General features: G+C 35.5%; 13 protein-coding genes. 10 read left to right on the forward strand and 3 right to left on the reverse strand.

The window, feature by feature from the left end:
- Positions 1 to 7: 7 nt before the first annotated feature.
- Positions 8 to 1,762, reverse strand: coding sequence for an aspartate--tRNA ligase (gene aspS, locus CJF12_RS16650; RefSeq protein ID WP_034681138.1), 1,755 nt, complete (start codon positions 1,760 to 1,762; stop codon positions 8 to 10).
- 113 nt (positions 1,763 to 1,875) lie between these two features.
- Between aspS and CJF12_RS16655 the strand changes: the two genes are divergently transcribed.
- Together CJF12_RS16655 and CJF12_RS16660 are read left to right on the forward strand one after the other, a co-directional pair.
- A complete protein-coding gene (locus CJF12_RS16655) occupies positions 1,876 to 3,270 on the forward strand; it encodes an MATE family efflux transporter (RefSeq protein ID WP_034681140.1) in 1,395 nt (464 codons plus the stop codon).
- A gap of 84 nt (positions 3,271 to 3,354) precedes the next feature.
- A complete protein-coding gene (locus CJF12_RS16660) occupies positions 3,355 to 3,474 on the forward strand; it encodes a 30S ribosomal protein THX (RefSeq protein WP_084675586.1) in 120 nt (39 codons plus the stop codon).
- 57 nt (positions 3,475 to 3,531) lie between these two features.
- On the opposite strand, the gene CJF12_RS16665 is transcribed toward CJF12_RS16660, so the two are convergent.
- Entirely contained in the window at positions 3,532 to 4,182 is a 651-nt protein-coding gene (locus tag CJF12_RS16665; RefSeq protein ID WP_034681142.1) for a DUF937 domain-containing protein, read from the reverse strand.
- Between the two features lie 121 nt (positions 4,183 to 4,303).
- Positions 4,304 to 4,813: a DUF2480 family protein gene (locus CJF12_RS16670; protein WP_034681144.1), complete on the reverse strand. Its 510-nt coding sequence runs from the start codon at positions 4,811 to 4,813 to the stop codon at positions 4,304 to 4,306.
- Between the two features lie 78 nt (positions 4,814 to 4,891).
- On the opposite strand from CJF12_RS16670, the gene lpxB reads away from it, so the two are divergent.
- The 8 genes from lpxB to rlmD all read left to right on the forward strand — a co-directional run bounded on the left by lpxB (position 4,892) and on the right by rlmD (position 16,389).
- Positions 4,892 to 5,995 carry a lipid-A-disaccharide synthase gene (gene lpxB / locus CJF12_RS16675; RefSeq protein ID WP_034681147.1) on the forward strand — a complete coding sequence of 368 codons (1,104 nt, stop codon included), beginning with the start codon at positions 4,892 to 4,894 and terminating at the stop codon, positions 5,993 to 5,995.
- Between the two features lie 160 nt (positions 5,996 to 6,155).
- Positions 6,156 to 7,532, forward strand: a complete 1,377-nt coding sequence (locus CJF12_RS16680) for a flavin monoamine oxidase family protein (protein WP_034681149.1) — start codon at positions 6,156 to 6,158, stop codon at positions 7,530 to 7,532.
- A 142-nt stretch (positions 7,533 to 7,674) separates the two neighbouring features.
- Complete coding sequence (locus CJF12_RS16685; protein ID WP_228379035.1) at positions 7,675 to 9,465, forward strand: ComEC/Rec2 family competence protein; 1,791 nt, start codon at positions 7,675 to 7,677, stop codon at positions 9,463 to 9,465.
- Positions 9,466 to 9,611: 146 nt separating this feature from the next.
- Positions 9,612 to 10,274 carry a succinate dehydrogenase cytochrome b subunit gene (locus CJF12_RS16690; protein ID WP_034681152.1) on the forward strand — a complete coding sequence of 221 codons (663 nt, stop codon included), beginning with the start codon at positions 9,612 to 9,614 and terminating at the stop codon, positions 10,272 to 10,274.
- Between the two features lie 16 nt (positions 10,275 to 10,290).
- On the forward strand, positions 10,291 to 12,303 hold the full coding sequence (locus CJF12_RS16695) for a fumarate reductase/succinate dehydrogenase flavoprotein subunit (protein ID WP_034681153.1): 2,013 nt from the start codon (positions 10,291 to 10,293) through the stop codon (positions 12,301 to 12,303).
- Between the two features lie 24 nt (positions 12,304 to 12,327).
- Complete coding sequence (locus tag CJF12_RS16700) at positions 12,328 to 13,095, forward strand: succinate dehydrogenase/fumarate reductase iron-sulfur subunit (RefSeq protein WP_034681155.1); 768 nt, start codon at positions 12,328 to 12,330, stop codon at positions 13,093 to 13,095.
- Between the two features lie 137 nt (positions 13,096 to 13,232).
- On the forward strand, positions 13,233 to 14,765 hold the full coding sequence (locus CJF12_RS16705) for a TlpA family protein disulfide reductase (RefSeq protein ID WP_034681156.1): 1,533 nt from the start codon (positions 13,233 to 13,235) through the stop codon (positions 14,763 to 14,765).
- Between the two features lie 217 nt (positions 14,766 to 14,982).
- The gene (gene rlmD / locus CJF12_RS16710; protein ID WP_034681157.1) at positions 14,983 to 16,389 is read left to right on the forward strand and encodes a 23S rRNA (uracil(1939)-C(5))-methyltransferase RlmD; all 1,407 of its coding nucleotides are present in this window, start codon (positions 14,983 to 14,985) and stop codon (positions 16,387 to 16,389) included.
- Positions 16,390 to 16,411 lie beyond the last annotated feature (22 nt).

Consider the following 16,411-nt stretch of genomic DNA (forward strand, 5'->3'; position numbering starts at 1 on the left):
TTTAATTTTATGCTTTTAAATTCAATTTTAATTCTAACTCATCCAGCTGTGCATCAGCAATAGATGCTGGAGCATCAATCATGACGTCACGCCCTGAATTGTTTTTAGGGAATGCAATATAATCCCTGATTACTTCATTGCCATCCAGGATTGCGACCAAACGGTCAAACCCGAAAGCTAAACCACCATGTGGAGGTGCTCCATATTTGAAAGCGTTCATTAAGAACCCAAATTGAGCTTCAGCTTCTTCTTTGCTGAATCCAAGAAGGTCAAACATTTTGGACTGAAGATCTCTGTCAAAAATCCTGATAGATCCACCACCGATCTCGTTTCCGTTTAAAACCATGTCATAAGCGTTGGCTCTAGCCTTACCAGGATCTGTTTCCAATAAATGAATGTCTTCAGGTTTTGGAGATGTGAAAGGATGGTGCATCGCATGGTATCTCTGCGTTTCTTCATCAAATTCCAATAATGGGAAGTCAACAACCCAAAGTGGTGCAAATACGTTTCCGTTTCTCAATCCAAGACGATTTCCAAGCTCCATTCTCAATGCGGAAAGTTGTGCTCTTACTTTATTTTCATTTCCGGAAAGAATCAGCATCAAATCTCCTTCTTTAGCTCCGAACTTCTCTATAATCTTAGCAAGGTCTTCTTCATTATAGAATTTATTGACAGATGATGTTTTTACGCCATCGTTTTGGAATTTAACCCAAACCATTCCTGAAGCGCCAATTTGTGGACGCTTTACCCAATCTACCAATTCATCGATTTGCTTTCTCGTGTAATCTGCACATCCTTCGACATTGATCCCAACTACCAGCTCAGCATCATCAAATATTTTGAAATCTTTTCCTTTTACCAATTCGTTGAGTTCTACGAACTCCATTCCGAAACGGATATCCGGTTTGTCATTTCCATATTTTCTCATGGCATCCGCGAATGTCATTCTTGGGAAATTTCCAAACTCCTGTCCTGTAATGTCTTTTAAAAGGGTTTTGGTCATTCCTTCAAAAACATTCATAACATCTTCCTGCTCTACAAAAGCCATCTCGCAGTCGATCTGAGTAAATTCAGGCTGTCTGTCAGCTCTAAGATCTTCATCACGGAAACACTTTACAATCTGGAAATATTTATCCATTCCACCCACCATCAAAAGCTGTTTGAAAGTTTGTGGTGATTGTGGTAATGCATAAAATTGTCCGGGATTCATTCTGCTCGGTACCACAAAGTCTCTGGCTCCTTCAGGAGTAGATTTGATAAGTACCGGAGTTTCTACTTCGATGAACCCTTCTTCTGAAAGGTAATTTCTTACTTTCTGGGCCATCTTATGGCGGAAGATTAATTTATCTTTTACCGGATTTCTTCTAATATCCAGGTAACGGTATTTCATTCTTAATTCTTCACCTCCGTCAGTTTCATCTTCAATAGTGAAGGGAGGAAGCTGTGAGTCGTTAAGAACAGTTAGCTTTTCAACTAAAATCTCAATTTCTCCGGTTGGGATATTTGGATTTTTGCTTACTCTCTCAATTACTTTTCCGGTAACCTGAATTACAAATTCACGACCTAATTTTTTAGCTTCTTCCATCAATTGAGCAGAAGAACGATCCTGATCGAATACCAACTGAGTAATCCCATAACGATCTCGTAAATCTATCCAAATCATAAATCCTTTATCACGGATAGTTTGTACCCATCCTGAAAGTGTAACTTCTTCGTTAAGATTTTTTAGAGATAATTCTCCGTTGGTGTGTGTTCTGAACATTGATAAAATTTTTTGCAAAGATAATATTATTTTTTGCTAAAACTTTCCATATGCTAAGTCTTAATCATTTTCAAATTGATATTTTTGGCACATATTAAATATGAATAAAACTCATGACAAAATATATAGACTTTTTTAAGAGGGCATTTAGTGGTGAAGAAGTAGACTATACTAAGATCACTATCAGAAGCGCTGTGCTTCTTTTAGCCATTCCGATGATGCTGGAAATGGCGATGGAATCTGTATTTGCATTGGTAGACCTGTACTTTGTTGGACATCTGAAAGAAAGCGGTTATGCAATACAAAGTGTGGGGCTTACAGAATCTGTTCTCTCTGTAATGTATTCAATTGCAGTCGGGATGAGTATGGCAGCCACAGCTTTGGTGGCAAGAAGAATTGGTGAAAAAAATCCTGAGCAGGCCTCCAGAAGTGCCGCGCAGGTTTTACTGGTTTCTATTGCTATTACTTTTATTCTGAGTTTATTTGGAGCGATATATGCTGAAGAAATTTTAATTCTGATGGGTTCTAAACCCGAAGCAGCAGCTTATGGTAAGGATTTCACAAGGATTATGATGGGCAGCAGCGTTATTATAATGCTTTTGTTTTTGATTAACGGGATTTTCAGAGGAGCGGGAAATGCTGCTATTGCTATGAAAAGTTTATGGATTGCCAACATCGCTAATATTATCCTTTGTCCCATATTGATTAGAGGTCTTGGCCCTATTCCGGCTATGGGATTGACTGGAGCAGCTCTTGCTACAACGATAGGAAGAAGTATTGGGGTTATGTATCAATTGTATCATCTTTTAGTTGCAGATACACAGATTCGTATAAAATTAAATTACTTTAAACCTGATTTCGGATTAATAAGATCCGTCGTGAAAATAGCAACTCCTGGAATCTTCCAGTTTGTTATTGCGTCATGCAGCTGGATCTTTCTGGCTCAGCTTGTAGCAACTTCAGGTGGAGAGGATGCTTCTGCCGGTTACCAGACTGCTCTTAGACTGATGATGTTTTTTATGCTTCCGGCTTGGGGATTAAGCAATGCTGCCTCTACCCTGGTGGGGCAAAATATGGGGGCGAATGAAATGCTGAGAGCAGAACAATCCGTGATGAAGACTGTAAAGTATAATGTTATTTTTATGCTGATTGTCAGTTTAATATTCTTTATTTTAGGAGATGTATTAGTCGGCTTTTTTACTCAGGAAAACGAAATCAAAAGTTTTGCTAAAAATGCGCTACACATTATGAGTGTAGGATTTATTTTCTATGGAATAGGGATGGTTATGATCAATGCCTTTAACGGAGCAGGAGATACATGGACTCCGACCTGGGTGAACTTTTTCGGATTCTGGATGTTTCAGATTCCATTAGCTTATTTTCTTTCCAAGCATCTGGGAATGGGGCCAAAAGGTGTTTTTATTTCGATTCCCGCTGCAGAAACGCTGATTACTATAGTTGCATTTATTTTGTTTAAGAAAGGAAAATGGAAAACCATTAAGGTTTAGATTTATAAAAACTTTAACAGCGTGAGTGCTTCAGTTTTTGTTTAGATTTCTTAAATTCGTAGATATCAACCAATAATAATTACTATGGGAAAAGGAGACAAAAAATCAAGAAGAGGTAAAATTAATAACGGAAGCTACGGAAAAAGAAGACCTAGAAAAGCCTCTAAATCATCTGTAACTTCAGAAGAACAAACCAAGAAGTAACATCATAAAAAAAGACCAAAGAATAAATCTCTGGTCTTTTTTTATATTTAAATTAAATTATTTTCCAAAAATACTACCCAGGATACCCCCTAGTCCGCCTTGTTGTTTTTGTTGTCCACCTCCAAGAACATTTCCTAAAATATCGTTTAAAGGATTTCCTGAAGATTGAGACTGCCCACCGCCACCAAGGACACTTCCAAGAATGTCGTTCAGTGGATTAGACTGCTGTGACTGAGCTTGGTTAGAAGCACTTCCAAGGATTCCTCCTAATAAATCTCCTAATCCTCCAGCTCCAACATTGTTCTGTTGTTTTTCTTTACCGATATATCCCATAATAACAGGAGCAAGCATAGCTAGAACGGGTCCGATTTTATCTATTGAGATTCCTGTATTCTGTGATAACTGGTTTTCAACATTTTGTTTATCGCTACCGAAAATATTATTAAGGATTGATCCTCCTTCTGCTTGTCTGGTCTCTACTTGAGAAGCATCATCTAAAATACTTCCATCGTGATCTTTTTCCAAAGCTTTATTCAGAGCCTCAGCTTCTTTTGAATCTTTAGATTTATTTCTTAAGTATGAAATAATTAATGGGGCTGCTACAGCCAGCAAAGCAATAATCTGGTTTTTACTGATTCCAAATTTATTTTCTGCTTGTTGTGCTACTTGGTTGCTTGTGCTTCCTGTAAGCAAATCGATTAAATTCATAGTTTGTGCTTATTTAAATTATTAAGTAAACCAAAGTTATCAAAAAATATTCCCTAATAATTTTTTTACCCTTAAATAACTGTTAAAGTTTGTTATTTTATATAAGGTATTGATTTTCAGTTTAATTTTTTAAAATCGGAACATTAGAACATGCCTCCCCAAACATTAATGATTTTACAATCGGTTGCAATTGTTCTACCAACTCAACGTAAGCATTTTCAGGGATCTCTTTATCTGAACACCCTTTTACTAGAACCCTTTTTCCAATCAGATCATCAAAATCATAGGTTTGTATGGCGTTGTGCATAAGGATTACTTCTAAATCCTCACGATTACCAAAAACTATTTTTTTAGCTACCCCCGTTAGTTTAGCAGTTAATACAAAATATGCCCATAACGGAACGATCGCATCGGCCGAGTTATAAATATGAATATAAGTATCGGTGTAATCTTCAGTATTAATGGCTGCTACTTTTTCACGGAAATCTTTTTCCTTAAGAATCATTTCCTGAAATAGAAAATCCTTGAGATCAATACCTTTTCGCGCTCCTTTCGGAACGAGCTGGGCAAGATCAAAATTAACTAAGCCGCTTTCATTTACTTTATTTCTGATTTCAAATTCTTCTGACATTTTTATCATTATCTTTGAACAAATTTACAAATTAAGATTCAACAACGTTTTAATTTGTTCTCTATCCTTATTATAGAAATGAAATATTATATTATTGCCGGAGAAGCATCGGGAGATTTACATGGAAGTAATTTAATGAAAGCTTTAAAAAGTAAAGATCCGGATGCGGAGTTTAGATTCTGGGGTGGCGATCTTATGGCCCAGCAGGGAGGTACTTTAGTAAAGCATTATCGTGATTTAGCTTTTATGGGATTTTTGGAAGTTGCCATGAATCTTAAAACGATTTTGAATAATATTAAATACTGTAAAGAGGATATTAAAAATCATAAACCTGATGTGCTGATTTTAGTGGATTATCCTGGATTTAATCTGAGAATTGCCAAGTTTGCCAAAGAATTAGGAATTAAAGTGATCTATTATATCTCCCCTCAGCTTTGGGCCTGGAAAGAAGGTCGGGTGGAAATTATAAAGAAGTATGTTGATGAAATGCTGGTTATTCTTCCTTTTGAAGAAGATTTTTACAAAAAGCATGGAGTTCATTCTCATTTTGTAGGTCATCCTTTGCTTGATGCCATCTCAAGTTTACAAAATATTGATCCTGAAAATTTTAAAAAAGAGAATGGATTCAATGAAAAGGAGATTATTGCTCTTTTGCCGGGATCCAGAAAACAGGAGGTTGAAAAAATGCTTGAAATGATGCTTTCAGTAAGGCCTTATTTTGAAAACTATCAATTTGTAATTGCCGGAGCACCAAGTCTTCCCAAAGAATTTTACCAAAAATATGTAGATGATAACGTTCATTTTGTTTCTAACAGAACCTATGATTTACTTCGATGTTCAAAAGCTGCGCTGGTGACATCCGGAACAGCAACTCTGGAGACGGCTTTGCTTAATGTTCCTGAAGTCGTATGCTACAGGGGAAGCACAATTTCTTATGCAATTGCCAAAAGATTGGTGAAAAATATTAAATATATTTCGCTGGTCAATTTAATTATGGACAGGGAAGTTGTCAAAGAATTGATCCAAAATGATTTGAACACTGAAAATCTGGTTAAAGAATTAAAAATGGTTCTGGAAGGTGAAAAAAGATCTCAGGTTTTGAGTGATTATGAGCTTTTACGGGAGAAACTTGGTGGAAGCGGAGCAAGTGATCATGCTGCTGAGGTAATACTAAAAGGTTAAATTAAATATTTAACAATAAAATAATATGAATCGAGGGAATTTTTTTTCTGCGATTTTTTTATTTTGAATCTGTGGTATGTATGAATTTTATTTATCTATTTTTGCTTTAGTTATGTAAATATTTCTAAAATATATCTTTTAGGATAAAAACTAATAATCTATGACGACAAGAAGGTCTTTTCTCCGGCAAAGTCTGCTTGCAGCTGGTGGTCTGATGATTCCCAGCTCATCTTTTGCCAACTTTATTTTATCAGGTAACAAGAAAGTTATTGTAATTGGTGCTGGATTTTCCGGGCTGGCGGCAGCTTATAAATTAGATCCTCGAAAATTTGATGTAACCGTTTTAGAAAGTCAAAATTCTATTGGAGGAAGAGTCTTTTCTCATAGAATGAGAAATGATCTTATCATTGAGCTTGGTGCAGAGTGGGTGGGGAATTCACACACACGCATTCTTACGCTTTGTGATGAAATGAAACTGAAGCTGGATAATAACCAGATGGATACGCATGTTTTATACAAAGGTATTTACAGTCCTTCTAAAAAGTCACATTACACTAAAGAATGGGATGATACATTTGATAGGTTGTTGGAAAATTACAGAAATTTTACTGAGGATGATAAAGAGCTGCTTGATCAAATGGACTGGTGGCGGTATTTAGTCAACAATGGTTGTAAGGGCAGAGATTTGGATCTGCGTGAATTATTTGACAGTACAGATTTTGGAGAAAGCATACGACAGGTTTCCGCGAATTCAGCACTTTCTGAATATTTTGAAAATATTACAGATGAAGGCAGGAGAAATAAGACAAATAACCAAATGGATCAGAAGATTATTGGAGGGAACAGAAGACTAGCTGATAAGCTTTCCGAAAAAATAGGCGAGAAAAGAATTCTCCTAAATCATACCGTAACCCGGATTGAGCAAGGAAATAAGGTGAAAATATTTTGTTCTAACGGTAAAGTTTTTGAAGCAGATAAGGTGATCTGTACTTTGCCAACTTTTGCCTTAAAAAAAATTGATTGGAAACCAGGTTTACCGGAGAATAAAATAGAGGCTCTTAATGAGCTTCAATATGCCCGAATAAATAAACACGCCATGTTGTTTGAAAAAAGGTTCTGGAAAGCCGAAAACTTTGATATGGTAACGGATCAGCTACCTCATTATTTTTATCATGCTACACAAAATCAACCAGGAACAGCCGGAGTGCTGATTTCGTACAGTATTGGTGATAAAGCTGCGGTGATTGCGAATCAAAGTCATGAGATGAATTTTAAAAGTATACAGGAAACTTTACATCCTGTTTTTGGAAATATACAGCCTAATCTTTTGCAACAGGAGAATTATTATTGGGGGAATGATGACCGCTCAAGAGGGTCTTATGCACTTTACGGACCTGGGCAATGGGGACGTATCAGACCTATTCTGAAGGAACCTTTTCTGCATACTCATTTTGCGGGTGAACACCTTGCTGATTGGCAGGGGTTTATGGAAGGTGCTATTCAGTCAGGAGAAATAGCAGCTGAGGAGATTATATGATGGATTGAGTTTTAAAATTTTTAATTATTTATAACAAATCACAGGAATTTTTTTCTGTGATTTTTCTTTTGTACAACGGATTTGATCTTATTTTAAAACTTTTAAAATTTTGAAGTGTAAATTTTTAGCTCAATAAATATTTTTGAGTAATACAAATTTTGAATTGAATAAACAACCTCTTCTTATTCTCGTTATATGTTTTATTCTTGGGATATTTTTTCAGGATAAAACAATGCTGGGGGAAACCTATATCTATATTGCTTTTGGAGTTTGCTTGTTAATTTTTATTTCAACCTTTTTTCATGCTTATTTTTTATATAAAATTAAACCTGTTCTGTTGGGGATCATGTTTTTTGGAATGGGAATTATGATTCATTCTTATAACATTCTTTCTACTCTTCCTATACAGCATTTTTCAAATGAAAAGATCATTTTTAAGATTTCTAAAAAATTAAATTCAACAGAAAAATATAAGAAATATGAATCTTTTATTCAGGTTGGAAAACAGCAGTTGAATTCCATTTTATTTATTCCTAAGGATAAGGGTGTCCTTGATTTCAATCATTATTACCAGGCAACTGCCTATATTAGTAAGGTGAAACCTCCCCAATTCGATTTCCAGTTTGACTATGCGGGATATTTGAAGAGAAAAAATATTGAATATCAATCGTATGTTTCAGGTGATATTGTGGGCGTTATGCGAAATGATCTGACAATCAAAGAAAAGGTTTCTCAAAAAAGACTTGATGTTTTGCAAAAGATTGATCAATCGGGTATTTCTTCTGAAAGCAAAGCTTTTCTGAAAGGAATTATTCTGGCAGACAGGACGGAGTTGAGTTCTGTGGTTGTTCAGGATTTTAACCGGTCAGGATTGGTTCATCTTCTTGCCATTTCGGGAACGCATATTATGGTCATCTTTGGGTTGTTCTATTTTCTTTTAAAAGCTTTTCTTCCGTTGAGGTTTAGGAAATATGTTATCATCATAAGTCTGCTGTTTATTTGGTTGTTTGCTGCATTTATAGGATTTGGTAATTCTGTCCTGCGTGCATGTACGATGCTGACGGTGTATTTTATCTATGTTTTGCTTCAGAGAAAAACCGATGTATTGCATTCTATGGCTCTGGCTGCTTTTATTATTTTGATTATTGATACTCAGGAACTTTTTAATCTCGGATTTCAATTGAGCTTTGTGGCAGTCCTTGGAATTTTTTGGTTGAATAAGCCTATATTAAAACTTTTTCCTAAACAGGATCATTATCTGAAGAAGCTTATTTTTAATACGGTTTCTATTTCAATTTCGGCTCAGCTTGCTACTTTACCTCTGATTTTGTATTATTTCCATCAGTATTCATTGATTTCAATTCTTGCCAATTTTATCGTTGTTCCCTTTTCTGAGCTTATCATTGTATTCTCATTTGTAATGGCAATTTTAATTGCATTGAATCTGGATTTCAATATAATCAATATTGGATATGATTTTGTAATTAGGGGATTGTTGAAGTGCATCCACTGGTTTGCGGAGCTTGAAATTTTATTTTTCGAAAATATTTCAATGAATTTGCTGGAAGCTTTCGTCTTATTGGTTATTATTTATTGGCTGAGGTTCGTGATTCTCAAATTTAATTTTAAAAACAGTATGGTATTGATAATGGGTATTTTAGTATTTTTTATTGTAAGTTCTGTTTTTAATGTTATTGAGAATCAGAAAGAAGAGGTCTTGGTTCATCATGTGGGTCATGAGAAAGTATTTTCAGTCAAAGAAGGAGATAGGGTCTGTTTTTGGATGAAAAATAGTATGGATCAGGATAAAGTCTCTAAATACGTTATAAATCCATACTGCTCGTCAAGAAGGCTGAAATATATTCAATTGAAAAATTTTCCGGAGCTGACGAAAAAGATTATGTATAAGGGTAAAATTTATGATATAAATTAATTGTTTTATTTTTTTTGTTTTTCCTTTATCTATAATACTTTAGGCTCTTATTTAGAAAGATTACAAACTGGCTAATTGTGAGATTTCTCACTTTTCAATATTGTTAACATTTCTTAATTTTGTAGAAATTCAAATTTAAACTTAATATGGCAGGTTTAACGAGTTCTACAATAGGTAGAAAATATGCTATGGCATTATCAGCTATGTTTTTGCTGATTTTTCTTATTCTGCATTTAACAACAAATTTATTATCTGTTATAAATCGGGATGCTTTCAATACGGCATCAGATTTTATGGGGTATAATCCTTTTGTTCAGTTTTTAATGCAGCCTATTCTTGGTTTTGCAGTTATTTTCCATTTTGTTATGGGATTTGTACTGGAGATTAAGAATAATAAAGCGCGTCCTATTAAGTATGCATCTAACGACGCTTCTGTGAATTCTTCATGGATGTCCAGAAATATGCTTATTTCTGGAGCTGTTATTTTGGCTTTCTTGGCGCTACACTTATATGATTTCTGGCTACATGAAATAAACTACAAGTATGTAGAGGGACTAACTCCTGATGCAGAACGTTTCTGGCCGGAATTACATGAAAAGTTTGCTGACATCTGGAGAGTAGCTTTGTATGTGATCTCATTCGTATTATTGGGATTACACCTTGCTCACGGGTTTCAGTCTTCTTTCCAGTCAATTGGTGCAAGACACCCTAAGTATACCCCGATTATTATGGCGGTAGGGACATGGTATTCTATCCTGATCCCTCTTGGGTTTATTTTTATTGCATTATTTCATTTTATAACTCAATAATATCAATATACATAGTATGAGTAAATTAGATTCAAAGATTCCAGCAGGTCCTCTTAAGGACAAGTGGAAGCATCATAAAGACCATATGAACCTTGTTGCACCAAACAACAGAGATAAGATTGATATTATTGTTGTAGGTACAGGTTTAGCAGGAGGTTCTGCAGCAGCAACTCTTGCTGAGCAGGGCTATAATGTAAAAGCTTTCTGCTATCAGGATTCTCCAAGAAGAGCGCACTCTATTGCAGCTCAAGGGGGGATCAATGCAGCTAAGAATTACCAGGGAGATGGAGATTCAACGTATAGATTATTCTATGACACCATAAAAGGAGGAGATTACAGAGCAAGAGAAGCTAATGTATACAGATTGGCTGAAGTTTCTGCTAATATTATCGACCAGTGTGTTTCTCAGGGTGTTCCTTTCGGAAGAGATTACGGAGGTCAGCTGGATAACCGTTCATTTGGTGGGGTTCAGGTAAAAAGAACTTTCTACGCAAAAGGACAAACGGGTCAGCAGCTATTATTAGGTGCTTATTCTGCCATGAGCCGTCAGATCGGAAAAGGTAGAATTAAAATGTACAACCGTCACGAGATGTTAGATCTTGTTATTGTAGATGGTAAAGCAAGAGGAATTATTGCAAGGAATCTTGTAACAGGAGAAATTGAAAGACATTCTGCGCACGCAGTAGTTATTGCATCAGGTGGATACGGAAATGTTTATTTCCTTTCTACGAATGCGATGGGATCCAATGTTTCTGCAGCATGGAAAATTCACAGAAAAGGAGCTTACTTTGCTAACCCTTGTTATGTACAGATTCACCCGACGTGTATTCCTGTTCATGGAACACAACAGTCTAAATTAACCTTGATGTCTGAATCATTAAGAAACTCAGGAAGAATCTGGGTTCCTAAAAAGATTGAAGATTCAGTTGCCATCAGAGAAGGTAAATTAAGACCTGAAAATATCAAAGAAGAAGACAGAGATTATTATTTAGAGAGAAGATATCCTGCATTCGGTAACTTAGTACCTAGAGACGTTGCGTCAAGAGCTGCTAAAGAAAGATGTGATGCTGGTTTCGGAATCGAAAATAATGAGACTAAAGAAGGGGTATACCTTGATTTCTCTACAGAGATCATGAAAAAAGGTAAAGAATCCGCTATCGAAAAACATATTCATAACCCGACTGATCAACAGCTTTATGACTTAGGTAAAAGCTGGGTTGAAGAAAAGTATGGTAACTTATTCGTAATGTATGAAAAAATTACTGCGGATGATCCATATAAAACTCCAATGAAGATCTACCCTGCGGTTCACTATACTATGGGTGGTATCTGGGTGGATTACAATCTTCAGTCTACTATCCCTGGATGTTTCGTGATTGGAGAAGCCAACTTCTCAGACCACGGAGCCAACAGACTTGGAGCTTCTGCTTTGATGCAAGGGCTTGCTGATGGATATTTTGTACTTCCTTATACGATTGCAGATTATCTTTCTGCAGACATTAGAACGGGAGAGATTCCTACCAATTCAGGAGCATTCGATGAGGCTGAAAAAGGGATTAAAGATAAAATAGACTTCTTCTTAAACAATAAAGGAACTCATTCTGTAGACTATTTCCATAAGAAATTAGGAAATATCATGTGGAATAAAGTAGGTATGGGAAGAACTCCTGAAGGATTAAAAGAAGCAATTCAGGAAATCGCAGAGGTAAGAAACGAATTCTGGAAAGATGTGAAAGTACCTGGTGAAGGAGAGGGAATGAATACTGAGCTTGAAAAGGCATTCAGAGTAGCAGACTTCCTAGAGCTTGGTCAATTAATGGCTATCGATGCATTGCAGAGAAATGAATCTTGTGGTGGTCATTTCCGTGAGGATCACTCAACTCCTGATGGAGAGGCGGAAAGAGATGACGTAAATTATAAATACGTTGCAGCTTGGGAATATCAGGGATCAGATATCAATCATGAGATTCTGCACAAAGAAGACCTGATTTACGATAACATCGAGGTTAAAACTAGAAGTTACAAATAATCTCCAACCTATAAATATAAAATTATGAGTGCAAAAAAAGGCTTACATCTTACGCTGAAAATTTGGAGACAAAAAAATAATAAATCTAAAGGTCAGTTTGAGACCTATAAAATATCGGATGTTTCTACAGACTCTTCATTTTTGGAGATGCTGGACATTCTTAATGAAAATTTAATTAACGAAGGAAAAGAACCGATTGCTTTCGATCACGACTGTCGTGAAGGAATCTGTGGTATGTGTTCTCTTTATATCAATGGTAGAGCTCATGGTCCTGATACAGGGATCACCACTTGTCAGCTTCACATGAGAATGTTCAAAGACGGTGAAACGATCGTTATTGAACCATGGAGAAGCGCAGCTTTCCCGGTAATTAAAGACTTAATGGTAGACAGAAGTGCATTTGACAGAGTAATGGCTGCAGGAGGATTCATTTCTGTGAATACTTCTGGAAATACATTGGATGCCAATGCTATTCTTGTTCCTAAAGAAGATGCGGATAAAGCAATGGATGCAGCAGCATGTATCGGTTGTGGTGCTTGTGTAGCTACATGTAAAAATGGTTCTGCCATGTTATTTGTAGGTGCTAAAGTTTCTCAGTTTGCATTACTTCCTCAAGGTAGGGTTGAGGCACAGAGAAGAGTTCTTAACATGGTTCAGGCTATGGATGAAGAAGGATTTGGTAACTGTTCCAACACTGGTGCTTGTGAAGTAGAATGTCCTAAAGGAATTTCTTTAGAGAATATTGCAAGAATGAACAGAGAATACATGTCAGCATTAGTAGACAAAGGATAAAACTAATTAAAATAGTTCAAAAAAATCGTCTCCTTATTGGGTGACGATTTTTTTAGTTAAATCTTTCATAAAAAGTAGTATTTAATTGTATTTAGTAAATTGGAAAAACTTATTTTTGTTTAATTATAAAAATCAAAATGAAAAAATATCTTTTATTGTTTATCATCGCAATATTTGTGATGTCTTGCTCTAAAAAAGTAGAAGTAAAAGGAAAAATTACAGGTGGATCTCCATTAGAAAGAATAGAATTCATTGAAGCTTCAGGTGTTGCTACATTACCATTAGCCAACATCGGAGTAAAGAATGACGGAACTTTCTCAGGAAGCTTTGAGGCTCCTAAAAATGGGATGTACCTTATTTCTTATGCAGGAAAACAAAATCTGGTATATCTGAAAAAAGGACAAACCCTTAATATTTCAGGTAACGGAATGACATTCCCTAGCGAATATGTTATCACCGGAGATGCTAAAAAGAACAATGACTTTTTTGCTGCTTCTCAAAAATTCCTTTCTAATTATGCTCAGACCGTGAACATGAATGAACTGATGATGAAAGATGAGAAAGGCTTTCTTCAGGGAATTGAAAAAGTAGGAAAAGATATTACTAAAAATATTGATGAGAACGTTAAAAAGTTCAGTCCTGACAATGAAGTAATCAACTGGAAGAAAAATGACCTTGCAAGTACTTTGCTATCCATTACTTCTCAGTATGAAATGAGACAAAGCCAGAATCCATCATTTAAAGCAAGTAAAGCTTTTGTAGATTATGAGAATAAGCTTCAGGAGAATAAGGATGTAATGATCAAGGAAAATCCTTTATACAGACAATACCTGCTTTCTAAGATGAGTCCGGATTTTCAAAAATATGCTGAAGCTAACGCTAAAGGGAAAACAGATATCACAACATCTGAGTTGTTTGCTCAATATTTAAAAACTAAAAAAGATTTGTCTCAAACTGCTAAGGATTACCTTTTAGCATTTGTAATGGCTCAATCTGATATTCATCCTGGGACACCGGTTAAAACTACGGATAAGATTAAAAAAATCATTGACGAAGATATCAAAGATGCTACTATTAAAAATGACCTGACTAAAATTCAGGTTGCAGTTAATGGAGTAAAAATAGGAGAAGTTGCTCCCGATGCATCTTTAGTAAAGCAAGACGGAAAGTCTTATAAGCTTTCTGAAAACAAAGGAAAACCATATATGTTATTCTTCTATGCATCTTGGAATCCATATATCGGAGAAGCTACAGTTCCTGTATTGAAAGAGGTAGTGAATTTTTATAAATCAAAAATGAATTTTGTATTTGTAAATGTTGACGATACAAAAGATCAGTTTATCAAAACAAGCGGTTCATTATTAAAAGGAATTCCGGGAGTTAATGTATACGGAGACGGAGGATTGGATTCCGATGTTGCTAAGAAATACGGAGTTTATGGATTTAAATTACCTTGCTTTGTAATTATTGATAAAGACGGTAAAATTGCCAGTAGATCTTTTGTTAATTTAGGAGAACCGGAATTAGTAACGATTCTTGATAAATTAACAGGGCTTTCTGCTCCGAAAGTTAACCCTAATGCACAATTACAGCCAGGTTTAGGCGCTGATCCAGCTGCACAACAAGCAGTTCCTCAGCCTCAAAATCCTCAACCTGCTCCAACAAAATAATAAACTTTAACATAGTAGAAAAACCTTGTCCTAGGATAAGGTTTTTTTTATTGTATTTTTGCAAAATAAAACCGAAAGGTTATATTCAACAATATAGAAAAATAGAAGTTATGGATGAACCCGAAAAGGTTTCATTTATCCATAGAAAAGAAATAGAGATTACGAATGAAACTGAAAAGTTGTATTCTTCGCTATTTAGAAAAATAGAAATTTTAGAATGAAAAAGAAGAAAAACATTATTCTTGAAAATATTAAGCTTTTAACGGCTGGAGCTAAAGGTGTAGCAATAGGTAAGACAGAAGATGGGAAAACCATATTAGTTTCAGGAGCTATTCCGGGAGATGTTGTAAATGCCAGAGTGAAAAAGTCCAAATCCAAATATTATGAAGCTGAAACTATTGAAGTTTTAGAAAAATCTCCTTTCAGGGTAGATCCTAAATGTATTCACTTTGGAGTTTGTGGTGGATGTAAATGGCAGAATATGAGCTATGAGAAACAGCTCGACTTTAAACAAGAAGAGGTATATAATAATATCAAGAGAATCGGAGGAATTGAGGATTTCGAAACGGTAAGGATATTAGGTTCGGAAGAACAGTATTTTTATAGAAATAAAATGGAATTTTCTTTCTCTAATGCAAGATGGCTTACCCAATATGAAATAAGTTCAGAAGAAAATTTTGGGAATAAAGATGCTTTAGGTTTTCATATTCCGGGAATGTGGAGCAAGATCCTGGATCTTAAAGAATGTTTTCTTCAGGAAGATCCATCGAATGCAATCCGTTTAGCGGTGAAAAATTATGGAGTAGAAAATGGACTGGACTTCTTTGATGTAAGAAATCAGGAAGGTTTTCTGAGAACATTAATGATGAGACAGAACTCTAAAGGTGAGTGGATGGTATTATTTCAGCTTTACAGAGAAGAAACGGAAAACAGAGAAAAACTATTTGAATTCCTGTTGAGTAAGTTCCCTCAGATTAAAACTCTGGTATATGCTATTAATCCTAAGCAAAATGACTCTATCTATGATCTAGATATTAATATTTATTTTGGAGATGGCTTTTTAATGGAAGAAATGGATGGGCTGAAGTTTAAAATAGGTCCGAAGTCTTTCTTCCAAACAAACTATAAGCAGGCTTTAGAGCTTTACAGAAAAACGTTGGAATTTGCTGATTTAAAAGGTGACGAAGTGGTTTATGATCTTTATACAGGGACAGGGACCATTGCGCAATATGTTGCTAGAAATGCAAAGCAGGTGATTGGAATAGAATCTGTTCAGGAAGCTATTGACGCAGCAATTGAACACGCTGAGCTCAACGGTCTTACGAACTGTACGTTCTATTGTGGTGATATGAAGGATATTTTTAATGATGAATTCATGGCAAACCATCCAAAAGCAGATGTTCTTATTACAGACCCTCCAAGAGACGGGATGCATCAGAAAGTGGTAGAGCAGATTTTAAAGCTTTCTCCTGAAAAAGTGGTTTATGTAAGCTGTAATTCTGCTACGCAGGCGAGAGATTTGGCATTGATGAAAGAACATTACAATGTGGTTAAAATATTGCCTGTAGATATGTTTCCTCAAACCCATCATGTTGAGAATATTGCATTGCTTATAAAAAAATAAATTACCTAAATTTGGATTCAAA

Origin of the sequence: Chryseobacterium piperi (assembly GCF_002285635.2) — a bacterium.
Taxonomy (GTDB): domain Bacteria; phylum Bacteroidota; class Bacteroidia; order Flavobacteriales; family Weeksellaceae; genus Chryseobacterium; species Chryseobacterium piperi.